Origin of the sequence: Rhizobium sp. NPDC090279 (genome assembly GCF_044769665.1) — a bacterium.
In the GTDB taxonomy this organism is placed as follows: Bacteria; Pseudomonadota; Alphaproteobacteria; order Rhizobiales; family Rhizobiaceae; genus Rhizobium.
Genome location: NZ_JBIVYI010000001.1, coordinates 270,366 through 292,740 on the forward strand (window position 1 = coordinate 270,366; position 22,375 = coordinate 292,740).

Annotated in this window: 21 protein-coding genes; 12 read left to right on the forward strand and 9 right to left on the reverse strand. The window is 61.4% G+C overall.

Annotated features, from left to right (window positions below; genetic code table 11):
• Positions 1-576 precede the first annotated feature (576 nt).
• The gene (locus tag ACIQWP_RS01250) at positions 577-966 is read left to right on the forward strand and encodes a hypothetical protein (RefSeq protein WP_402782694.1); all 390 of its coding nucleotides are present in this window, start codon (positions 577-579) and stop codon (positions 964-966) included.
• Positions 967-1,084: 118 nt separating this feature from the next.
• Here the strand turns inward: ACIQWP_RS01250 and ACIQWP_RS01255 are convergent, their stop codons facing one another.
• Together ACIQWP_RS01255 and ACIQWP_RS01260 are read right to left on the reverse strand one after the other, a co-directional pair.
• Entirely contained in the window at positions 1,085-2,389 is a 1,305-nt protein-coding gene (locus ACIQWP_RS01255) for a sigma-54-dependent transcriptional regulator (RefSeq protein ID WP_402781133.1), read from the reverse strand.
• Positions 2,386-4,092, reverse strand: a complete 1,707-nt coding sequence (locus tag ACIQWP_RS01260; protein WP_402781136.1) for a sensor histidine kinase — start codon at positions 4,090-4,092, stop codon at positions 2,386-2,388. The genes ACIQWP_RS01255 and ACIQWP_RS01260 overlap by 4 nt, the downstream gene beginning before the upstream one ends.
• A 401-nt stretch (positions 4,093-4,493) precedes the next feature.
• On the opposite strand from ACIQWP_RS01260, the gene ACIQWP_RS01265 reads away from it, so the two are divergent.
• The 3 genes from ACIQWP_RS01265 to ACIQWP_RS01275 all read left to right on the forward strand — a co-directional run bounded on the left by ACIQWP_RS01265 (position 4,494) and on the right by ACIQWP_RS01275 (position 8,342).
• Entirely contained in the window at positions 4,494-5,819 is a 1,326-nt protein-coding gene (locus ACIQWP_RS01265; RefSeq protein WP_402781139.1) for an MFS transporter, read from the forward strand.
• Positions 5,820-6,182: 363 nt separating this feature from the next.
• Positions 6,183-6,551, forward strand: a complete 369-nt coding sequence (locus ACIQWP_RS01270; protein ID WP_402781142.1) for a response regulator transcription factor — start codon at positions 6,183-6,185, stop codon at positions 6,549-6,551.
• Positions 6,552-7,094: 543 nt separating this feature from the next.
• Positions 7,095-8,342 (forward strand): oxalate decarboxylase family bicupin, encoded by a 1,248-nt coding sequence (locus ACIQWP_RS01275; RefSeq protein ID WP_402781145.1) that lies wholly within the window; start codon positions 7,095-7,097, stop codon positions 8,340-8,342.
• A 52-nt stretch (positions 8,343-8,394) separates the two neighbouring features.
• Here the strand turns inward: ACIQWP_RS01275 and ACIQWP_RS01280 are convergent, their stop codons facing one another.
• From ACIQWP_RS01280 to ACIQWP_RS01295, 4 genes are all read right to left on the reverse strand, one after another.
• Positions 8,395-8,676 carry a hypothetical protein gene (locus ACIQWP_RS01280; protein WP_402781148.1) on the reverse strand — a complete coding sequence of 94 codons (282 nt, stop codon included), beginning with the start codon at positions 8,674-8,676 and terminating at the stop codon, positions 8,395-8,397.
• Positions 8,677-8,881: 205 nt separating this feature from the next.
• The gene (locus ACIQWP_RS01285) at positions 8,882-9,475 is read right to left on the reverse strand and encodes a nucleotidyltransferase domain-containing protein (protein ID WP_402781151.1); all 594 of its coding nucleotides are present in this window, start codon (positions 9,473-9,475) and stop codon (positions 8,882-8,884) included.
• Between the two features lie 148 nt (positions 9,476-9,623).
• Complete coding sequence (locus ACIQWP_RS01290; RefSeq protein ID WP_402781154.1) at positions 9,624-10,256, reverse strand: glutamine cyclotransferase; 633 nt, start codon at positions 10,254-10,256, stop codon at positions 9,624-9,626.
• A gap of 48 nt (positions 10,257-10,304) precedes the next feature.
• Positions 10,305-11,525: a helix-turn-helix domain-containing protein gene (locus ACIQWP_RS01295; protein WP_402781157.1), complete on the reverse strand. Its 1,221-nt coding sequence runs from the start codon at positions 11,523-11,525 to the stop codon at positions 10,305-10,307.
• 119 nt (positions 11,526-11,644) lie between these two features.
• On the opposite strand from ACIQWP_RS01295, the gene ACIQWP_RS01300 reads away from it, so the two are divergent.
• Together ACIQWP_RS01300 and ACIQWP_RS01305 are read left to right on the forward strand one after the other, a co-directional pair.
• Positions 11,645-12,442: a DUF899 domain-containing protein gene (locus tag ACIQWP_RS01300; protein ID WP_402781160.1), complete on the forward strand. Its 798-nt coding sequence runs from the start codon at positions 11,645-11,647 to the stop codon at positions 12,440-12,442.
• Positions 12,442-12,726, forward strand: a complete 285-nt coding sequence (locus tag ACIQWP_RS01305; RefSeq protein WP_402781163.1) for a hypothetical protein — start codon at positions 12,442-12,444, stop codon at positions 12,724-12,726. Before ACIQWP_RS01300 ends, ACIQWP_RS01305 begins: the two co-directional genes overlap by 1 nt.
• 12 nt (positions 12,727-12,738) lie before the next feature.
• Here ACIQWP_RS01305 and ACIQWP_RS01310 read toward each other — a convergent pair whose 3' ends face one another.
• Positions 12,739-13,551, reverse strand: a complete 813-nt coding sequence (locus ACIQWP_RS01310) for a LuxR C-terminal-related transcriptional regulator (RefSeq protein WP_402781166.1) — start codon at positions 13,549-13,551, stop codon at positions 12,739-12,741.
• 187 nt (positions 13,552-13,738) lie between these two features.
• On the opposite strand from ACIQWP_RS01310, the gene ACIQWP_RS01315 reads away from it, so the two are divergent.
• The 5 genes from ACIQWP_RS01315 (at position 13,739) to ACIQWP_RS01335 (ending at position 18,552) form a co-directional block, all read left to right on the forward strand.
• Positions 13,739-14,830: an ABC transporter ATP-binding protein gene (locus tag ACIQWP_RS01315; protein ID WP_402781169.1), complete on the forward strand. Its 1,092-nt coding sequence runs from the start codon at positions 13,739-13,741 to the stop codon at positions 14,828-14,830.
• A gap of 20 nt (positions 14,831-14,850) precedes the next feature.
• Positions 14,851-16,014: a PotD/PotF family extracellular solute-binding protein gene (locus tag ACIQWP_RS01320; RefSeq protein ID WP_402781172.1), complete on the forward strand. Its 1,164-nt coding sequence runs from the start codon at positions 14,851-14,853 to the stop codon at positions 16,012-16,014.
• A gap of 84 nt (positions 16,015-16,098) precedes the next feature.
• Positions 16,099-16,965: an ABC transporter permease gene (locus ACIQWP_RS01325; RefSeq protein WP_402781175.1), complete on the forward strand. Its 867-nt coding sequence runs from the start codon at positions 16,099-16,101 to the stop codon at positions 16,963-16,965.
• The gene (locus ACIQWP_RS01330; RefSeq protein ID WP_402781178.1) at positions 16,965-17,777 is read left to right on the forward strand and encodes an ABC transporter permease; all 813 of its coding nucleotides are present in this window, start codon (positions 16,965-16,967) and stop codon (positions 17,775-17,777) included. Before ACIQWP_RS01325 ends, ACIQWP_RS01330 begins: the two co-directional genes overlap by 1 nt.
• Before the next feature lie 13 nt (positions 17,778-17,790).
• Positions 17,791-18,552 carry an SDR family NAD(P)-dependent oxidoreductase gene (locus ACIQWP_RS01335; protein WP_402781181.1) on the forward strand — a complete coding sequence of 254 codons (762 nt, stop codon included), beginning with the start codon at positions 17,791-17,793 and terminating at the stop codon, positions 18,550-18,552.
• A gap of 37 nt (positions 18,553-18,589) precedes the next feature.
• On the opposite strand, the gene ACIQWP_RS01340 is transcribed toward ACIQWP_RS01335, so the two are convergent.
• Positions 18,590-19,264 carry a GntR family transcriptional regulator gene (locus tag ACIQWP_RS01340; RefSeq protein WP_402781184.1) on the reverse strand — a complete coding sequence of 225 codons (675 nt, stop codon included), beginning with the start codon at positions 19,262-19,264 and terminating at the stop codon, positions 18,590-18,592.
• A gap of 238 nt (positions 19,265-19,502) precedes the next feature.
• Here ACIQWP_RS01340 and ACIQWP_RS01345 point away from each other — a divergent pair, with 238 nt between their 5' ends.
• On the forward strand, positions 19,503-20,531 hold the full coding sequence (locus ACIQWP_RS01345) for a proline racemase family protein (protein WP_402781187.1): 1,029 nt from the start codon (positions 19,503-19,505) through the stop codon (positions 20,529-20,531).
• 96 nt (positions 20,532-20,627) lie between these two features.
• Here the strand turns inward: ACIQWP_RS01345 and ACIQWP_RS01350 are convergent, their stop codons facing one another.
• Positions 20,628-22,316, reverse strand: coding sequence for an aconitase X (locus ACIQWP_RS01350; protein ID WP_402781189.1), 1,689 nt, complete (start codon positions 22,314-22,316; stop codon positions 20,628-20,630).
• Positions 22,317-22,375: the final 59 nt, after the last annotated feature.

A 22,375-nucleotide genomic window follows, 5' to 3' on the forward strand; every position in this document is an offset into this window, starting at 1 on the left:
TTATTCAGTTCCCCTTAGGCCTGCCGCCCGAGACAGAAAGGCGATAGCAGATCACCACGATCAGCTTGCGCCATGCACGAGCCGAAGCCACGCGCCATCCTCGCCGGACGATAGGAAAACAGTGAGCCGAAGAAGCAAATTGCTGCGATGCTGGGATCTTCAGGCGCTCAAGGCGGCTACCTGTTCATGTCCTCGACCACCCAGCGGAAAAATAACAATATAACGGCCGCAAATAGTAATAGCTGCATCAATTTAGGTAAATCAAGCATATCATAGCTCTCTAATTTAATTGCTGCATCATGCAGACAAGCTTCAATATCTTGAGATGTATTAATTATCCTCTATTATCACACAGCATTAATTATGATTAACGCATAGTTAATCGAATTTATACGTCACATGAATCCTTTATGCTGAGCTACATTACAACTGGGATTCTGGATTCTACAGTTCGAACTGCGAGGTTCCGCTGACGATCCGCACCGGATTCTCGCACCAGATCCATGATGTTACCCCGCTTCCTTCATGGTAGGCATGCTTCGCTTCGGCATGCAGAACCACAAGGAGCCCGCGACAGTGAAGTGTCTACGCATCTATGCCACCCCGGATGGCGAATCGCATTTCGATGAAGTCGAACTGCCGACCACGAAAGGGTCGGTGCATCCCGATGCCGCGCCGTTCGAGGTTTCGGCCAGTTATCAGGCGTCCCGCGTCCGCCTCACCCACATCCCAGCCGGCATGCGCGAGGTTGCCTGGCATACCGTCCCGGAGCCGGTGCTGACGGTCAGGCTGGATGGTTCGGTCGAATACGAGACAAGCGATGGAGAGGTGCGCCACATTCCGGCGGGTAGCTTCGTGTTAGTGCAGGACACGCACGGCAAGGGCCATCTGTCACGACATTCCGCAGAGGCGCAAACCGTCATCTGGATCTCACTGCCGAACGGCCTCGATTTGCCGCCCTCGTAGTTTGTCTGGACGCGCCTCCACGCTGTCACGCACGGCAACGAATGACGAAACCGGATCAGAAGTTGAGCGGATGAACCCTATTCATCTAGCTCCCTTGGCTCTCGGTATGCGAGCCATCTCACTTGCGATAGGTTGACGGATTGATGCCGTGACGCTGCAGACGGGCGTAGAGGCTGCGGCGCGGCAGTTTGAGCGCCTGTGCGACCTCGCCTATATCCCCTTCGAAGCGTTCCAGCGTGGCCTTCAGAATATTCACCTCGAACTGATCCATCTGATCGGAGAGGCCAAGTTCCAGGAGAGGCGCGTTGCGGGCAGAGGCGAGGCCAAGCGCTGCCTGCGTTGCATAGTTGCGCAGCTCGCGGACATTGCCCGGCCAATCATCCGTCAAAAACCGTGCCTCCATCGCGGCATCGATGTGTGGACGCGGCACGCCGTGCGAGCGCGCGGCCTCGTCGAGAAAGGCGCTGAACAACAGGCCGATGTCAGCCCGTCGCTCCCGCAAGGGCGGAATGCGGATTCTTACGGTTTCCAGCCGATAGAGCAGATCGGCGCGAAAACGGCCCTTGACGACCGCGCCGTGCAGATCGCTCTTGGTGGCCGCGACAATACGGAGATCGACCGGGACCGGCTCGCCTGTTGCCGAGGGTAGCTCGCGTTCCTCGACGACACGCAGAAGCCGCCCCTGCAGCATGGGCGACATGCTGTCGATCTCGTCGAAAAACAGCGTGCCGCGATCCGCCTCGGCAATGCGTCCGCGCCGGACGCGGTTTCCAAACAGCGTCTCATCGGCGATCGCATCCGGCAGGGCTGCACAATCGACCGCGACGAAGCCGCGGGCACGTCGCCTGCTCCAGCGATGAATAAGACGGGCCACGAGCTCCTTGCCGGTGCCCGTTTCTCCTTCGACGAGAACATCCACATCGGCGCTTGCGACCTGGCGGATCGTTTCGCGCAAGCGCGCCATGACCGCAGTCTGGCCAAGAAGCGGCGACGCATCCTCAGCCTCCGCGGCGGCCTGCCGCAAACGGCGGTTCTCCAGCACCAGCCGACGCGTCTCCAGCGCCCGGCGCACCGATGCGATCAGATGATCGGTGGCAAAGGGCTTGGCGATGAAATCATAGGCACCCTGTTTCAGTGCGCCGACCGCCATGGCGATATCGCCGTGGCCGGTCATCAGGATGACGGGCAAGTCCGGGTCGCGCGCCAGCACGGCTTCCAGCAGATCGTGTCCGTCGATGCGCGGCAGGCGGATGTCGCTGACGATCACGCCTGGCAATGCGGTCGCAAGACTTGCCAGCGCCGACTGCCCGTCGCCATGGGTTTCCACGTCGAAACCCGCTATGGCGAAGGAATCGCTGAGTGCGGCATTAAAAGGACCATCGTCCTCGACCAGGAGGACTTTCTCCGGCGCTTGTAGGGTCATGCCCGCCTCATCGTGATTATGAAAGCCGCGCCACCGAGCGGCGAAGGGCCTGTTGTCAACGATCCGCCGAGATCGTTCATGATGTCCTGCGCGATCCCGAGCCCAAGACCGAGCCCGTCTGGCTTGCCGGTCATGAAGGGCCGGAATATTTCCTTGGCCAGTGCAGGATCGATACCGGGGCCGTTGTCGGCGACGGTCAGCCGCACGATGTCTCTTCCCTCGGCGTCGATGAGCAGGGCGACATGCGGATCGGCGATTTCCGCGACCGCATCGATAGCGTTCTGCAGCAGATTGACGATAACCTGCTCCAGCCGCACCCGTTCGGCAAGCACATGCGGCTGGCCCTTTGCCGGAAGATCCAGCCGCACGCCCGCCTTGTGAAAGCGATTCCCGACCAACAGCAAGGCACCGGCAATCATAGCATCGAGCGGCTCCGATCCGGCCGCCTGTCGCCCCCGGCGTGAGAACCGCCGCATCTCCTGCGTAATCGTGCCGATGCGCGCCGTCACCTCGACCGCCGCGTCCAGATTGGCGCCGACACGATCGAGGCGATTGGCTGCGAGATGGTGGCGGGCATTCTCGGCGAGGGTCCGGATGGTGGCGACCGGCTGGTTGATTTCATGCATCAACCCCGCCGTGATCGAACCGACGGAGGCGAGACGGTTGGCCTGGGCAAGCTCCTCGCGGGCGTCGCGATACCGATCTTCGGCGCGCGTGCGTTCGGCCATCTCGGCGCGCAGCTCGGCCGTGCGCGCGGCGACGGCCTCCTCAAGCGCGCGCCGGTCGGCCGCAGCTCTCGCTGCCCGGGTCATTCGCCACCAGATCGCCGCTACGATGACCGCCAATGCCAGGATCGCGGGCAGGGCCAGGAGCCAGGCCTCCACCCGCGCGTCCTGCAATGCCGTGCGGGTGTCGAGAAGATGCAGGAGGCGCAAACGCGTGCCGGCCACCGGCTGCTCCGCCGCAATCATGATCTGCTGTCGCGGACCGCGTATGCGGCCGGCGTCCTCGGCCCGATAGTTTCCCGGCCCCAGCGCCGCGTCGCGATATTGGCCGCTTGCAACGATGCCGGCCCGATCTTCGGGCGACAGCGGCGCAAGCGCTGTCAGCACCTGAGACGGATCGGATGCGGCGAGGATGATCTGGTGCTCATCGACGACAAGCGTTTCGCCGGGATCGTTCGCCCAGATCCGCGACACCGCATCGAATTCGAACTTGACGACCACGACCCCCGCTGGAGCCGCGGCAGCGCCGACCCTGCGGGCCAGAAACAGGCCCGGCCGGCCGCTGATGGCTCCGGCGCCATAATATTCCGCCGTCCCGTCTTTCAGCGCCTCGGAAAAATAGGGGCGGAAGCTGAAATTCTTGCCAACGAAACTGTCTTCGGTCCCCGCATTCGACGCGGAGATGACAAGTCCCTTTTGATCGACCAGGTAGATGATGTAGGCGCCGGTTTCATGGGCCAGGAAGCCAAGCTTTTCATCAAGCCGGCGGGCCGCATCCGCCGTCGGGCTTGCAAGTGCCTCGCCAAGATCGCGATATTCGCCAAGCACGATCGGCAGGAGCCGGAAACGCGAAAGCTCGCTGTCGAGCAAACGGCTATGCTGGACCGCAAGCCCTTCCGCCTCGCCGCCCAGCCGCCCAAGCGCATCCTGACGCGAAAACGAGAGCGCCGCGTACCAAATGCCAACGGCGACGGCCAAACCAGCCGCCGCCAAAAGTACAATTCGCCTGAGGCCCAATCCACTCATCTGTGCAGGATATTGCACAAGCTTTGAAATAGCCATGCAGAATCTTGCGCGCACCGCTCCGAAGATCGACATGCGATCGCAAGAAAATTGAACTATATCAATATCGTATCCCGACAGATCCTTAGATCTCGTCCCTCGCGCCTTCCATGCGTATCAATGCAGCCACTGGGAGAGTGGTCCTCGATACGCAGAAAAGGCTGGTTGCCGGCCGGATATCCGGCATAGCCGATATGGTCTCGAAGAGACCGGCGGCGGCAACCCGCACGCATACGGCCTCTCCCGGCGAACCCGTCGTCCGCAGCGCCTTTCGCTGCGCCGCGGCGATCAGAAGCAGAAACGGGAGGAGAGGCATAATGCTGAAGACAGTACAAGATCCCATCACGACGACGGCAATGGCGGAAGCGGCCGAGCGGCGCAAGCGTCTCAAATCGATCATCGGCGGTTCCACCGGCAATCTGGTCGAATGGTTCGACTGGTATGTCTATGCCGCATTCGCGCTCTATTTTGCTCCACATTTTTTCCCTGCCGGCGACCAGACGGCGCAGCTGTTGAATTCGGCGGCGGTCTTTGCCGTGGGTTTCGTCATGCGGCCGATCGGAGCCTGGATCATGGGGCTCTATGCCGACCGCAAGGGCCGGAAAGCCGGTCTCGCCCTTTCGGTGACGCTGATGTGCGCCGGCTCGCTGATTATCGCGCTGACACCGGGATATGAAACCATCGGTGTCGCGGCACCGGCACTTTTGGTCCTCGCCCGTCTGATGCAGGGCCTGTCCGTTGGCGGCGAATACGGCGCTTCGGCGACCTACCTCTCCGAAATGGCCGGCCGAGAGCGGCGCGGCTTCTTTTCGTCGTTTCAGTACGTCACGCTGATTTCCGGCCAGCTGCTTGCCATCGCCCTGCTGATCCTGTTGCAGGCCGTGATGACGACGGAAGCGCTGAACGCCTGGGGATGGCGCATTCCTTTCTTTATGGGAGCAGCGCTTGCGGTCGTGGTCTTCTGGCTGCGTCGCGGCCTTGCCGAAACCGAGAGCTTCAAGAATGTGCGCGCAAGCGACGCACAGAAGTCCGGCTTCTGGATGCTCATCACCCGGCACCCGAGGGAAACGGCACTGGTCATGCTGCTGACGGCCGGCGGCACACTCGCCTTCTACGCCTATTCGATCTACATGCAGAAATTCCTGGTCAACACGTCTGGATTCAGCCGGGAGACGTCGAGCGAGATAAACGCAATCACGCTGTTCATCTTCATGCTCCTGCAGCCGATTGCAGGCGGGCTTTCCGACAAGATCGGCCGCAAGCCGCTGATGATCGGCTTCGGCATCTGCGGCGTGCTGTTCACCTATCCGATCTTCTCGGCGCTCGAAACCACAAGGGACCCACTCATCGCGGGGCTGCTGGTCATGGGCGCGCTTGTTATCGTCACCGGCTACACGTCGATCAATGCGGTCGTGAAGGCGGAGCTGTTTCCCGCTCATATCCGCGCCCTCGGCGTCGCATTGCCTTATGCCCTCGCCAACACGCTATTCGGCGGCACGGCCGAATTCGTAGCGCTGAAATTCAAGAGCAGCGGCTGGGAACAGGGCTTCTACTGGTATGTGACAGCAATGATCGGCATCTCGCTCATCGTCTATCTCTTCATGCGCGACACAGCCAGAAACAGCGCCATCCAGGAAGATTGAGATAATCTGTGCAACGGGAGAATTCTCCCAAGACAAGCCAGACTGAATACGAGCGGCGGGACATCGATGATGTTCCCGCCGTCTATCCGTTGCAGACCGTATGATCGTCTCTACCATCCCATGCGGAGCCGACGTCTCGGCAAACAGACCCGATACAAACGCTGTATTGGCAAGATCGGATAAGACGATGATGCGACAAACTCATGTGAACTATGGAAATGTATTCGTCGGTTCGTGTTGTCCGGAACACAAAAGGCGACCAGACGCGTGCTAAACCTGTATCTTAGTATGATACCCTTGGACCAAGCTTAGGCGCATAAAAGCTTACCAAGCATTGAAAGGCCACTAGAAAAGGTAGCATTGTTGCCCCCCGTTCCCACCATAGCCATCGTCGATGACGATGACGCCATTCGTGAGGCGATGGACGATCTCGTCAAGTCTTGCGGCTACGAGTGCCGTCTGTTCGCGTCGGCAGAGGAATTCCTGGCATTTGGGCAGGCATCGACGATCGACTGCATGCTGATCGATGTGAAGATGCCGGGTCTTAGCGGGATCGAACTTCAGGCCGAGCTCAATAAGCATTCGAAACGCCCGCCGGTAATCTTCATAACGTCCCACAGGGATGAACGGACACGCAGGAAGGCAATGAGCGGGGGGGCCTTCGCCTTCTTGGGCAAGCCAGTCGATATCGAAAAGCTGATCGGTTATCTGGAGTCGGCACTCGGTCACTGACCGTTGAAGCGCCACGCCTCTGCCGTTGATCTCGGGGCCTTCTGCCCACCGATCATCGTCCATACGATCATCAAACCTGCCGGACGCCCGGCGGCGAGCACGTTCGCACGCTCCGCCGGCAAGAGGAATGGCTGCTTCGCAACGCGAGCACATACCTTTCGCGAAAGCAGCCTAGACCTACGTATAGCTGTGCACCTGTTGCTTCAGTTGTAGCCTTCAATTGTCACATTCGGCGATGGGAGCGTACGATGTCCGGCTTCTACATGGAGCCCTCCATCTTGGGAGGGATCGAGGATAACGTCCGTGAGGGACGTCATCCTCGCGACGCCGCCTTGTCGGCAGGTATCGCAAAGTCCTGCCGGCCATTTGGCTCTCCGACGGTTGTTGAGCAACGACCTGTCGACCGGATTGTGACATCGCCTTTTGCCGTTGCCCATCGGCGCCCCAGGAAACGGGGCGACTTCACCTGTCGGTCCCGACATGTGATCGCCGGCGCACAGGCTCCAGCGGCATAAATCCATCCACGTCAAAGGAGTGATAGCAATGGATTCTCTATCGAGACGCTCAGTTCTGGCCCTTGGAGCCATGGGAGGCGCGGCACTTGCGACGGGTGCAGCTCAAGCGGCCACCTTCGGCAACCCCGACCAGCCTGCCGAAGGCGCCATTAACGCCAACCCGGCCGGCCTCTCCGATCCTGGCCCGAAGAACCCGGCGCTTTACGAACAATTCCCTTCGTTCGAGAGCCCACCGGCCACCGACATTGGCGATATGCAGCTGTTCTGGGGGTCCTTCAACAACGCTGCCAAGCGCATTCAGAACGGCGGTTGGGCGCGTCAGCTCACCAAATCCGATTTCGCCATCTCTGAGGCCGTCTCGGGCGTCAATATGCGTCTCGGCCCGGGTGGCGTTCGCGAGCTGCACTGGCATCGCGCCGCCGAATGGGCGATCATGACGAATGGAAGCTGCCGCATCACCGTTCTCGATCCCCAGGGACGCGCGTACGTGCAGGATGTGGGCGTGGGCGATCTCTGGTATTTTCCCGCCGGTCTCCCGCACTCGCTGCAGGGTCTCGGTCCCGATGGCTGCGAATTCGTGATCGTCTTCGACCAGGGCGACCAATCCGAATACAATACGCTGCTGGTGACCGACTGGTTCGCGCATACGCCGCCAGAAGTGCTTGCGAAGAATTTCGGCCTCCCGCAAGAAGCCTTCAAGAACATCCCTCTGCAGGATCTCTGGATCTTCCAGGGCAAGGAACCCGGCCCGCTTTCGGCGGACCAAGAAGCCGTTGCCTCGGGCGGTTTGCCGCCCTACCCCTTCACGTTCAAGCTGGGCGCAACGGCACCGTTGAAGCAGAACGCCTCCGGCATCATCCAACTCGCCGACAGCAACACCTTCAAAGTCTCCACGACGATCGCCGCTGCTCTCGAAACGATCAAGCCCGGCGCCGTGCGCGAGATGCATTGGCACCCGAACGCCGATGAATGGCAATACTGGATCAAGGGCGAAGGGCGCATGACGGTCTTCGATGCCGGTCCGCGCAGCCAGACCGCCGATTTCCGGCCGGGTGATGTCGGCTATGTGAAAAAGAGCCAGGGGCACGTGATCGAGAATACCGGCAAGACGGACCTGCAATTCGTTGCCGTCTTCAAGGTGGCCGACTATCAGGAAATAAGCCTGTCGGATTGGCTGGCCCACACGCCGCCCGCGCTCGTCGCGCAGCATCTCAATGTCAGCCTTGCCGACATCGCCAAGTTCCCGGCGGACCAGCCGGGAATCATGCCTCGTTAAACTTAGATGCCGCAGCGCCATCACGCGCTGCGGTAGACTTTCTGTCGCGTGGCTAGTGAACCAGCGCCCCATTTTTCCTGCGTCCGTTCAAGAGATGAATGAACGTGATGCCCTGCTCCAGCAGAAGCTCGGCGACCTTCAAATCATTCGGGCCGAGACCGGACGAACAGCCGCGAAGATTGCATGCCAGGAACAGGGAGTTGGTGACGGCCAGCGCATCGCCGTTCTCCTCCGCCTCTTCGGCGGCGGCCTGCAGTACATCCGCGACAGCTGCCATTAGGTCGGCACGCTCTTGCAGATTCATTTCACCAAGACTTTTCGTGATCTCATTCATGGCTTCTCCTTGGCGCGCGCGAATATCCACGACATCAGTCGGGACCGGCGCAGCTCGCAGCTTGGAAATGATTGAAATGCGATTGGTAAGTGAAATATGGCAATGAAAACCCGAACCGGCAAGGCATGGCTTCCATGCCGGAGACGCATGGCATCGATGTCGCCGGTCACCCTCCACGATATCGCGATTTCGGCGCTCGCAGATTCTAAAGCCGTGCTATCCAGTCATGATCAGGATGAAGCCTCGAGAGCCATCCACGTAAGTCGGCTCTTTCCGCAGCCGCAAGCCTGGGCAGGGCGAGATCGAAATCCCGCTCGTCCTTTTCCCGCCGGTGCTTCGCCTTGAAAAGAAGGATTGCGGCGGGCGCAAGAAAGGGAAGGCCTTCGGCGGTCCTGCGAATGAGATCGCCGCGCGGAACGGTGAGCGACGGGTCGCGCTTATAGACCCAGGTCGCGGCAGTGCCACGTTCCGGCATCATATCGACGCGCCAGCACCCCTCCTTCGGATCGGCGCCCCAAAGCTGCGCCACGTGCTCAGCCGGCGGCACCGACGACGGAAGATGTTCGACATGGCCGTCAGCGACCGAAAAGAATACGAGTTCTCCGAGCAGCGAACGGGCGCGATCGACATCCTCCTGCAGCACGGAAAATTCCAGATCCTCATGATCTCGGGTCTGCCGGCCATGCCAAAGGTCCAGCGCCCATCCGCCGACGACATACCAGTGAATGTCCAAGCCAAGTCGTTTCATCAGATCGGCCGGCTGCCAGGCATTCCAGGCGTCTTCGGGGAGAGGTTTCATCGGACAAACCGCCTATCGGGTAACAACCCCTTCCCCATAGACGGTCGGCCGCTTCTGCGAAACGGCTTCCTTCGACCGATGGGCGGAAAACTTCGCAGCGGAGCCCGATCTACCGGTCGCGGACGGCACACCGCTCGTTGCAAGCCGCTCAGCGCGGACGACGGATCGCCCGCACTTTGCCGCTGCCGCCACCACCGGCGTAGAAGCGGTCCTTGCCGTCGGATTCAAGGCCGGAAACGCCGGTGCCCTCGGGCATTTCGAGCCGCTCCAGCACCTCGCCCGTAACCGGGTCGACGCGTCGCACCTCGCTTTCGTCGCCCTCCCAGGTGCCGTGCCACAATTCCCCGTCGACCCATGTGACGCCAGTGACGATGCGGTTGGATTCGATGGTACGCCGGATGGCGCCGGTCTCGGGGTCGATCTCGTAGATCTTGCGGCCGCGATGCTGCCCCACCCACAGGCTGCCGTCGCTCCAGGCGAGGCCTGAATCGCCGCCATTACCCGGCGCAGGAATGGTGGAGACTATCTTGCCGGTTCCGGGGTCGACCTTGTGAATCTGATCCTCGGCGATCTGATAGAGGTAACGGCCATCGAAAGCCGTGCCGGCATGAGAGGCGACATCGATCGTGCGCACCTGCTCGCCGCTCTCGGGGTTGAGAGCATGCAGTTTTTCGCCGGAGGCGAACCAGACATGCTGTCCGTCGAAGGTGACGCCGTTCACCCGCGGCGCATTGTCGAAGGGACCGTATTCGCGAATGATTTCCGCTTGGGACTTTTTCATAGATCCATCCTCCGATCGGGATTGGTTTGTTGTCGATGATGCGAAAGCCTAGTCGCTCGGCAGCGGTCCGGGGAGTAACAATGTTGTCGGGAAGCCGACGACGGGCGGCATCATCCAGCGGCACGCCCGGCCGTTGCCGACGCTTTGCACCATTCCGACCGCAGCAAGCGCGTCGAGCGCGCGCTGCACCGTACGCGGGCTTGTCGAGAGCGCAATCGATAATGCCGAACTCGACCAGGATTCTCCATCCGAGAGCAAGGCAAGCAGCGGGGCATTCTCGACCTCGACGGGCGGCGCCAGCACGACGACATCACGCTTCCCCCGCGGCGTCAGCGCAAAACCTTCCGGCGTCGCGCTGATCTCGGCAAGCGGTTCCAGCGCGGCGCGAAGCCGCCCGATCTCGACCCTCAGCCGCGCCCTGTGGGATTCATCGGCGTGGCGGGCGCGAAATGCGCGATGAAGCAGCAGCGCACGCGGCGCGTCGGCGGGCGCCGCCTCGGCGAGCGCACGTACCAGAGCGAAGAGCACGGGTCGACTCGCAAGCGATACGGTTTCACCGCCGCTGCGCACGACATTGCGGCAGGCGTCGACGACCAATACTCCGGACGACAGCAGAGCCTCGACCTCATCGAGCGACAGCGGCTTTTCGCTCCCCCGCGCGACCAGACGCGCGGCCGGCTCATCGAGAACGCGCGCCGCATCACGCACCTCGATTGCAAGCGCAGGGATACCGGCCTTGCCGGCCGCCTCCGCCGCACGCGCCAGAGCGGCGCGCGCCGGCTCGATGCGCAGGCGGCGGATGGCAATGCCGGCGACCGCCAGTTCATGGCTTGCCCTTGCCGCAGGCGGCAGCGGCGATGGATCAAGTTTCGCCAGCAGCCGCTCGGCCTCATCCAGATGACCGATCAGCAGCAGGCGGCGTATCTGCAGATTGCGGGCATGGCCGGCATTGATGCGGTCCCCATGTTTTTCGAGAGCGATGCGCGCCGTCTCCAGCGCCCTTTCCGGCCAGCCGAGATCGCGCGAGACAAGGGCGATCTCGGCCTCGGCCACGACGCAGCGGGCGCGAGCGACAGCCTCGCGCGGACCAAAGGCGCGCGCAGCACCCTTCAACAGCGCCTTGGCGCGAACGAGATCACCCAGCTGGGCCATCGCAATGCCGCGCAGCGCCAGTGCCGGCGCATCGTCGCGCAGCGCCACGCGCTTCAGCGCCCCCAGCACATCGCCAGCGGCAAGCGCCTGGGCAGCCGCGACGATCAGCGAGTCCATCGAAATCCCGTCACACTTGTAACTCCCACCCCTTGGGCCTCCAGCCGTAAGTTATTGCACATCGGCAGGCAAGACGCAGCGCCGACAGGACAGACCTCGCAGACAAGAGGAGATCAACCATGACGATGCATAGAACAGGAACACGCAAAGAGTGGCTTTCGGCACGGCTTTCCCTGCTGGAACAAGAAAAGGAGCTGACACGCCGCAGCGACGAGATTGCCGCCAGCCGCCAGGAATTGCCCTGGGTGAAGGTGGAAAAGGACTATAGGCTTGAGACCGAGACGGGCGTGGTTCCGCTCTCGGGGCTCTTCAAGGGTCGCTCGCAGCTTCTCGTCTATCACTTCATGTTCGGGCCGGACTATACCGCCGGCTGCCCTTCCTGCTCGTCGATCGCGGATGGCTTCAACGGCATCGCCGTCCATCTTGAAAATCACGATGTCGCCTTTTCGGTGATTTCTCGGGCACCCCTGATGAAACTGCAGGAATTCAAGCGGCGGATGGGCTGGACCTTCGACTGGGCCTCTTCGGCAAACAGCGATTTCAACCATGATTTCAATGTCTGGTTCACCCCGGAAGAGCAACGCGACGGCAGCATCGAATACAACTACCGGCGCGAGCCGCCCATGCCCGAGCCGCTGGCCGGCAAGACCGTTCAGCAATGGGAACTGCGCGGCAGCGAAGGTCCGGTGTCACAGATCGCATCGATGACCGGAACCGACGTCGCAACCTACACGCGCGACCGGCCCGGCGTCAGCGCCTTCGCAATGCAGGACGGCGAAATCTATCATACCTATTCGTCCTACGCCCGCGGACTCGACGGGCTCTGGGGCATGTACCAGTGGCTCGACCGCGCGCCGCTCGGCCGCAACGAGACCGGCGTGTGGTGGAGGCACCACGATCGCTACGGAGCAAGCTGATGTCCAGCACATCCGAAATCGGTGAGAGGGCGGGCGGGCAAACGGCCGTCCCGGCCCTGCCCGTCATCGCCGGCCGCTTCCTGGCACTGGCAGCAGCGCCAAGCTTCGCTCTGATGACGGTGCTGACTGCCTATGGGGCAACCGGCGATATGATCTGCTCCGCGCAAGACAGTTCGATGTTGAGCGGAATGGTGCCGATGTATCTGCTCATGAGCCTCTTCCATTGCGGGCCATGGCTCAGACTTCTTGCAAGAGAGGCAAGCGGTGCTCGTATGTCGGGCTAGATCTCGGCAACGCTAGGCTAGGTTCTTGAGATAGAGCGACAGCAGCTGAGTCTGGGAGGAAATGCCAAGCTTGCGATAGACGTTGCGCCGGTGGACCTTCACCGTGCCCGTCGAGATATTGAGCTTCAGGCCGATCGATTCCGACGAATGCCCCTGCAACACAAGTTCGACAATAGCCGTCTCACGGCTTGTCAGATTAAGGTCCCGCCAGACGGCTTCGGCTGGCGGGACAGTCTCGTTCTGACCCTGCCTGCGCCGGCTCCTGCCGCCGGCAGCCAGTTGCGCGTCGAAGCGCAAAGCAAGTCCGGACCAATAATGTCTCACCATGTTTGCGACGAGAGGCTCGACCTTCTTGAGCGTCATGAATTCCGCCGGCGGGAAAACGCCAGTCTTTTCGCGCCGCATCAATGACAGGACGATTGTGACGTCATCGTCGGCATTGACGAAGAAGCCTATCTCCTCGGCAAGCCCGGTCTGGACATAGTAGGTCCGGTAATACTCGCTGGAAAAGAAGCGATCCGGCGCCAGCTCCCGCATCCTGAGCACGCCCTCGCGGCGCTCGCGCGCCGTGTGGTAGAAGGGATCGAGCAGATAGGGGCCGGCCTGATAGAGCGTGACGAAGACGATATGCTCCTCGCGGTCGAAGGTACTGTAGAGATCGATCGGCCGTTCCTTGCCGCGATAGGCGAAGACGACGACATAGTCGAAGCGAACCAGCGCCGCCATCATCTGACGGAAGGTCTCTCCGAACTCCAGATCCGCCATCGTCGATCTGCCGATCGTGGCGTTGAAGGCCGCGAAAAGCCCTTCAAGGTCGGTGCTCATATGACGGGTTCCCTTTGCCGCCCTGCACAATTCAGTGCAGCCCCTATATATACCTTCCACGAAGCATTCTGTGCTGAAATACCTCTTTCGGGGTATATACCTCGCAAGAAGCTCAGGCTTACTCTTTCCTTAACGACGGTGGCAATAAGGCAGATCAAAGACTGCCGACCAACCGCAGGGAACAGACGTGGCATCCGCTTCAACGAACGACATCGAATTCCGTTCGGTCACGAAGAACTATGGCGCCGTGACCGCCGTAACGGACATCAACCTCAATGTGCCCAAGGGCGCATTCCTGGCGCTTCTCGGCCCTTCCGGCTGCGGCAAGACGACGTGCCTGCGCATGATCGGCGGTTTCGAACAGCCGAGCGAAGGCACCGTGCTGATCGACGGGCGCGAGATGAACGGCGTGCCGGCCTACCGGCGGCCGGTCAACATGGTGTTCCAGCATTATGCGCTGTTTCCGCACTTCGACGTCGCGCAGAACGTCGCCTACGGGCTGAAGCAGATGCGCCCGAAGATCAGTGGTGCCGAGATCGACAGGCGTGTCGCCGAGGCGCTCGAGATGGTGCGCCTCGGCGGCTTTGCCAAGCGCCGCATTCATGAAATGTCCGGCGGCCAGCAGCAGCGCGTGGCGCTGGCGCGCGCCATCGTAAACCGCCCTTCCGTGCTCCTGCTCGACGAGCCGCTGGCGGCCCTCGACAAGAAGCTGCGCTCGGCCATGCAGATCGAGCTGCAGACGCTGCAGCGCGAGCTTGGCATCACCTTCGTTCTCGTCACGCATGATCAAGAAGAGGCGCTGTCGATGGCCGATATCGTCTGCGTCATGAGCGCCGGCCGTATCCGCCAGCTTGGCACCCCTCAGGAAGTCTACGACCGCCCCGCCGATCTCTTCGTCGCCGATTTCGTCGGCAAGACGAACCGCATCGAGGCGACGATGGAAGCCGATGGCGAAACGCTGCGCCTTGCGGACGGCTCGGCGCTTTCCGCCGGCAAGCGTCTTGCACCGGGAGCAGCGATTGCGGCATTGCGCCCTGAGGCGATCCAGCTCAGCCGCGACATGACCGCAGCCGGCATGTCCTTCAAGGGCACGGTGACCCACCGTATCTTCCTGGGCTCGTCCGCCGAATACGCGGTCACAGTCCCCGGATTGGGCGATTTCCTCATCACCTCGGATCGCCGCAGCATGAACGAAAGCGATCTCGTGGGTCCGGGCGAAGAGGTCTTTCTCGGTTTCGACCCCACAGCCTTACATGTCTTTCAAGCATCGAATGCATAAGCCAAAAAGGGAACAGCATCATGAGCAAGGATCATAAGGACGACCTCCCCATTTCTGCCGAAAGCTTCATGGACGAATTCATGCGCCTGAAGCGCGGCTCCGTCAGCCGTCGCCACTTCCTCGGCATCACCGGCCTCGGCCTTGCGACGGCGGTTCTGTCGCGCTTTCCGGGCGCGCTTTCCACGCCAGCCTATGCCGCGGGCGAACTCGGCACGCAGATGTCGATCGCAACCTGGCCGAACTATCACGATCCCCAGACCTTTGAGAACTTCAAGGCGGCAACCGGCGTCGCCGTCGAAGTCAACGTCTTCGGCTCGAACGAGGAAATGCTCGCCAAGCTGCAGGCCGGCGCCTCCGGCTGGTCGCTCTACGTGCCGACCAACTACACGATCTCGACCTACCACAAGCTCGGCCTGATCGAGGAACTCGATCTTTCGAAGATCCCCAACTTCAGCCAGGCGACGGAAAGCCCACGTTTTACCAAGGAAGGCCAGATCGAAGGCAAGACCTACGCCGTGCCGAAGAACTGGGGCACGACGGGCTTTTCCGTCAACACCAAGAAGATCAAGACAAAGCTTGCGAGCTGGAAGGATTTCTTCGAGATCGCCCAGACCGAGGCCGATGGCCGCGCCATGGTGCACGACTATCAGCTGACGACGATCGGCAGCGCGCTGGTTTCCCTCGGCTACGACTTCAACTCGATCAAGCCGGAAGAGCTTGCCAAGGCCGAGGAGCTGCTGATCAAGGTCAAGCCGCATCTCTTCGCCATCAATTCCGACTATCAGCCGTCCATGCGTTCGACCGATGCCTGGATGACCATGTGCTGGACCAATGACGGCGCGCAGCTGAACCGCGACATGCCGGAGCTTGCCTATGTGCTCGGCAAGGATGGCGGCGAGATCTGGACCGACTACTACGCGATCCCGAAGGACGCGCCGAACAAGGCGGCCGGCTACGCCCTGCTCAACTATCTCATGGACCCGAAGAATGCGGTGAAGGAACATATCGCCAACGGTGCGCCGACCACCGACAGCCGCGTCATCGCGCTGCTGCCGAAGGAGATCACAACGAACAAGATCGTCTATCCGGATGAGGCTGCGCTGACGCCGCTCGAATTCGGCGCCGCCGTCACGCTTACAGATCCCAGCCGTGCGGAACTGATGGCGCGTTTCAAATCGGCCTGATCGCCCTCCTTCAACTCCGGTCCCCGCCGTGCTGGCGGCGAGGGGCCGGCCTCGCGTTCCGAACCGGTGGATAAGAACCTCTTGATGCCTTTCACCTCTGCCACCAAACGGCGCCTCGTCACCGCAGCGCTTGTCGGCCCGGCCAGTATCTGGCTGTTCGTCTTCCTGGTGCTGCCCTTCGTCGCCATCATCGTCTTTGCCTTCGGTGAGCGTGCGCCGGAAGGCGGATATCAGGCGGCGTTCACCTTTGAGCAATTCGCCAATCTCGGCGCGCGGGCGACAGCCTTCGTCAATACGCTGATCCTGGCGCCGATCGGCGCGGCGGCGTGCCTGCTCGTCGCCTATCCGGTCGCCTATTATCTGGCGGTCAAGGCGAGCCCGCAGCGCCGCCTGCTGCTCGTGTCGCTTGTCGTCGTTCCCTTCTGGACCAGCCTGCTCGTGCGCACCTATGCCTGGATGTACCTGCTCGGCGCGCGCGGCATTCCGCATCTGCTCGAATTCTTCGGGATCGAGAATGTCAGGCTCATCAATACGCCGGGCGCCGTGCTGCTCGGCATCGTCTACGGCTACCTGCCGCTGATGATCATGCCGATCTATGTCAGCCTCGAAAAGCTCGACCGCCGGCTGCTGGAGGCATCCGCCGACCTCGGTGCCAAGCCCATTTCGACCTTTTTCGGCATCACGCTGCCGCTGTCCCTGCCGGGTGTGATGACCGGCGTCGCCCTGGTGACGATCCTGCTGCTCGGCGAATACCTCATTCCGCAGCTCCTCGGCGGCGGCAAGGTGTTCTTCATCGGCAATGCGCTCGTCGACCTCTTCCTGCAATCACGCAACTGGCCGTTCGGATCGGCCATCGCCGTGACGCTGGTTGCCGTGGTCGTCATCATCCTGCTGGTCGCGATGCGCATCGCCTGGCGCGTCGCCGGCACCCGCCAGGTGGATCTCGTCTGATGCGCGCGCTCGTTACCTTCGTCTATCTGTTCCTTTATACGCCGATCGCGCTCGTCGTGCTGTTCTCCTTCAATGCGGGCCGCAATGCGAGCGAGTTCACCGGCTTTTCGACGCAGTGGTACGGGCGGGCACTGTCCAACACCTTCCTGATGGAAGCGCTGCAAAACAGTCTCATCATCGCGTTCACCAGCGCAGCACTCGCCGCAATCTTCGGCACGATGGCGGCGATCGGCATGGAGAGGCTCGGCGCTCGCAGCCGAGCCATCTTCGATGGGCTCTTTGCCGCCGCGATCGTCGTGCCGGGCGTCGTCATCGGCATTGCGACGCTGGTGGCGCTGGTCGAAGTTTTCGGCGTCATCAATCCGCTGATCGCGGCGGTGTGGCCGGGCGACCAGCCGCCGAAATTCGCGCTCGGCTACGGCTCGATCATCGCCGCACACGGTCTTTTCACCATGGCACTGGTGACCATGATCGTGAAGGCGCGCATCGCCAGCCTCGGACGCGATATCGTCGAGGCATCCAGCGATCTCTACGCGACTCCACTGACGACCTTCCGGCAGATCGTCCTGCCGCAGATCATGCCGTCGATCCTTGCCGGCTTCCTGCTCGCCTTCACCTTCTCCTTCGACGATTTCATCATCGCTTTCTTCGTCGCTGGATCGAACACGACGCTGCCGATCTACGTCTTCGCCTCCATCCGCCGTGGCGTGACGCCGGAGATCAATGCGATCGCGACGATGGTGCTGATCGCCTCGCTCTGCCTCATTCTCATCGCGCGTTTCCTGATGCGCGAAAAGACAACGACAAACTGACCAGGGAAAAAACATGATACTCAAGGATCGGGTCGCAATCGTCACCGGAGCCGGCTCCGGCATCGGCCGCGCCGGCGCGCTGATCATGGCGCGCGAAGGCGCGCACGTGATCGTCGCGGACATCGATTTGGCGAATGCCGAGGAGACCGTGAGCCAGATTGCCGAGGCAGGCAATAATGCCGAAAGCCTCGTTGTCGACGTCATGGACGATCAGGCCCTCGAAGCCGGCATAACAGCGATTGTTGCAAGTCACGGCCGCATCGACATCCTGCACAATCATGCAGGCTCGCAGGTGGCGGGCAATCTGGAAGAGGTCGCGGTTTCCGGTTTCGACACGTCCTGGAACCTGAATGTCCGGGCGCATTTCATGGCATCCCGCTTCGTCATGCCGATCATGAAGAAGGCCGGCAAAGGTGTCATCCTCAATACCTCGTCGTCGTCGGGTGTCCTTTATGACCGCGAGATGATCGCCTATACCACGTCCAAGCACGCCGTGATCGCCATGACCCGGCAGATGGCGGGCGACTATGCCCGCTTCGGTATCCGCGTTAACGCGCTCTGCCCGGGCTGGGTCGATACGCCCTTCAACGCACCCTTCATCGCGCAGATGGGCGGACGCAGCGCCATCGAAGGCTATATCGCCGAGAAGGTGCCGCTCGGACGCTGGGCCGACGTCTCGGAAATTGCCGAACCGATCCTCTTCCTCGTTTCCGACCGCTCCTCCTACATGACGGGACAGATCCTCGTCGTCGATGGCGGCGAAACGGTCGTCTAGCCTATTGCGCGGTTGAAAACGGGACAACCGCCGGTCGTCAGCGTCGCTTGGCGGGCAGGTGATGCAATAGCGACTGACAGGCCTGCATAATGTGATCGGTCAAAAATGCGGTGGCCTTTTCCACGTCGCCCGTTTTGCAGATGGTCAGTAATTCGCGATGCTCGCGATCTGCCGTTTCCTTGCCGTGCGACAAAGTGAGCTGCACCCGCAAATAGCGTTCGAGCCGGTCGTTGACCGAACGGATGGTGCTGACGAGATAGGGTCTCTGTGCGTCTTCATAGAGGCAGCTGTGAAACTGCCAGTTCAGCTCCGACCAGCGCGCGACATCGACCTCCCTGGCAAAGGCGTCACAATAGCCTTGAGCCTTCTCGAAGGTCTTATCCGTCATGAAGGGCATGGACAGTCTGAGCGCGTTCGATTCCAGAATGGCGCGCACCTCGAAGATCTGCGCGATCTCCGGCTCCGAAACGCTGGTGACGATCGCGCCCCTGTTGCGGTGGAATTCCACCAGCCCTTCGGCCTCGAGACGCTTCAGTGCCTCGCGGACCGGGATCTTGCTGACGTTGAAGAGGCGCGCGACATCGTCCTGACGAATGGGCTCACCTTCCTTGAGGGAGCCGTCCGCAATGGAACTCCGGATGAATTTCAGGATCACGTCGGATGTGCTCGGCGCCTTTCCCAGATTGGGTATCTCTTCGACATTGAGAGGCATTCAGTCGTTATTCCCCGGAAACGGCAAAAGCTGATCGAAAGTCGGAGCCGCGCTATCTCCTCAATATCTTGATCTTCTTACGCGGCGCAAGGTGGCCATGAAGCTTGACGGCCACTCAAGATCGTATACGTTATCTGAAATCATAGGATAACGTATACGATCTTGAGCTAATGGCGACAAGCCCGCTCGGCCAGGATTGACCATTTACTGCCTAAAAATCCGAAGGACCGAAACAGAAATGCGCACATCGAAAGTCGTTCATGTCGTCAGTTGCCACGCAGAGGGAGAGGTCGGCGATGTCATCGTCGGCGGCGTTGCCCCTCCCCCCGGCGCGACGGTCTGGGAACAGTCGCGCTGGATCGCCCAGGACGAAACCTTGCGGAATTTCGTTCTCAACGAGCCGCGCGGCGGCGTCTTCCGACACGTCAACTTGCTGGTTCCGCCGAAGAACCCCGAAGCGCAGATGGCCTGGATCATCATGGAGCCGGCCGATACGCCGCCCATGTCCGGATCGAACTCGATCTGCGTTTCCACCGTTCTGCTCGACACCGGTATCATCCCGATGCAGGAGCCGATCACGCGCATGGTGCTGGAAGCGCCGGGCGGTCTCATCGAGGTGAAGGCCGAATGCCGCAACGGCAAGGCCGAGCGTATCCATGTGCGCAATGTCCCCTCCTTTGCCGACAAGCTCGACGCGAAGCTCGAAGTCGAGGGCATCGGCACAATCACTGTGGATACCGCCTATGGTGGAGACAGTTTCGTGCTCGTGGACGCGGCTTCGCTTGGTGTGAGCCTTCAGCCCGATCAGGCGCGCGAAATAGCCCGCCTCGGCGTGAAAATCACCGAAGCGGCCAATGAGCAGCTCGGCTTTAGCCATCCCGTCAATGACTGGAACCACATCTCCTTTTGCCAGATTACCGATCCAGTCCAAATGAAGGATGGCGTTTTGTGGGGAAAGAATGCTGTCGCCATTCGCCCCGGCAAGATCGACCGCTCTCCGACAGGTACGGGCTGCTCGGCGCGCATGGCCGTTCTTCATGCAAAGGGTCAGATGAAGATCAGCGATCGTTTCGTCGGGACCTCTCTCATTGACACGGAATTCCATTGCAGCATCGACAGCGCCGTCGATCTTAACGGCAAATCGGCGATCAGCCCGATCATCTCCGGTCGTGCCTGGATCGTCGGCACGCATCAGCTGATGGTCGATCCGGACGATCCCTTCCCTGCTGGTTACAGACTGTCAGACACCTGGCCGATGGATCTCTGAACGGGGGAAGACAAATGCAGAAGGCATTTACCGGAATGCCTTCTGCGCATCTGAGTGAAGACGTCTTTCGCGCCGGATCGTCCAGCGCTCACCTCCTCAAAGCCAGCTCGGAAGACCCGCAGCCACGCGCCCTGCGACAGCCGCCTCCACACAATCGGCAAGGCTGCCAAAACGCACGGCGCGGCCGCTGAGCCCTGGCCCGTAATGCGCGTATTTGCCCGAATTAGTCATGACCGCCCGGGTGCAGGGCGGAAAGACCGGCTCCGAGATCGAGCACCAGCAAAGATCGGGCAATACCTGCACGCCGCTGTCACGCAGCCGCTCCAGTGTCCCGTCCTCCCCGGCCTTGGCGATGACGTCACGTCCCGCAGTCACGATGACCATCACCCCAGGCAGACGGCGCCGGCTGGCAAAAGCGTCGGCGAGTGCGCGACATTCGGCGAGCGAAGCATGAGGGCTTCCGATAGCGACAAGCTCGATGGCTTCCGGCCCCTCGTTCAGCATCGTCCAGGCGGCAGCCATGTCGGCGCGGGTGATGGTGAGGCGATCGGCAGTCGGATGGATCGCGTCGACGGCCTCCGGCGTCACGCCGTCCACATGCAGCATGGGCGCAGCAGACGTTGTCCCGAAGGCGGCGCAAAGCGCCTTCAAGTCGTCGCGCGACGGATTTCCGGCGGCAAGGCCGCGCAGCAACGGAATGCGATCCGGGGAAGCCTTGCCGGCGAGATAGCCGATCAGCGGCCAGAAAGCATCGTCGCGATCCTCTGGCAATTCCACGTCGAGGATACGCACCGCCTTGCGATTTTCATCCAGATAGACACCGGAGAGCGGCGCGCGACCGGTCAGCGCGATGCAGAGGTCGAGGAAATCCGGGTGCTTGGCGGTGCGTGCGCCAAGCACGGTATTGGCGAAAATGACGGCATTGGACTCGGCCCAGCCGATGGCCTCGCCGGCGCCCGGCGCGCTATCGAGCAGATAGGGCGAACAGGTGAAAGTCGGACGACAGCCCATGCGCACATAGGCATCCGCCAGCCGCGCGGCCGGATCGCCGAAATCCTCCGGCACGCCCTGCGACCGCCAGTTGGCGCGATCGACGGAAATGGCGTTCATGGTTGTGGGAACGCGCACGCGGCCGGCGAGATCCGCCATTTTTTCCGCGAAAGTCAGGTTAGCCGGGCTTGCATAGATACATCCGTCGATATGTGCTTGCGTCACGTCGATCAGGGAGACCGCACCCTGTTGTGCGGCCATGGCAGTCAATATCCGCATGGCCTGGGCGACCGCGACGCCTTCGCAGCCCTCAAGCATCGCACGGTCGGTGTCCGTCAGCGAGAGAGCCGAGGTGGCCGGCGGCAGAAGAGGGATCGCCTCGCCGTCCGCCACGATGGCAGCGGTTTCGATCCGGATGGTTTTTGCCTGCGACAGTCGAGCAAAAATATCCGGCTGGAGCCGCACGACTGGCAATTGCTGATCAAACATTTCCGCGGCGACAAGTGCACCGAGCGTCAGCACATCTTCGGGCTCGCAAAAGACTAGCGCCGCCGGTGCGCGGCCGGTCAGCGCCATATCAAGCAGCACGCCGGAGCCGGTGCAGGAGCCGCGGCTCGACGGCATCATCAGCACGGCACCGGTCAGACATTCGCCATGCAAGGGATGATGGATATCGATGACCTTGCCGGTGGCGGGATCGACCCCGCCCCAGAAGCTGAGTGCTTCCTGCGTGGCGACGACACGGCCTTCTGCCGTGCCGCCCATGATGCTGCGGGCCGATGCTATGTCGTTCATGTCACCATAGATCCATATGCGAGAAGGTCGTGAGCGCCGATGCGGGAGCCTGCATAAGC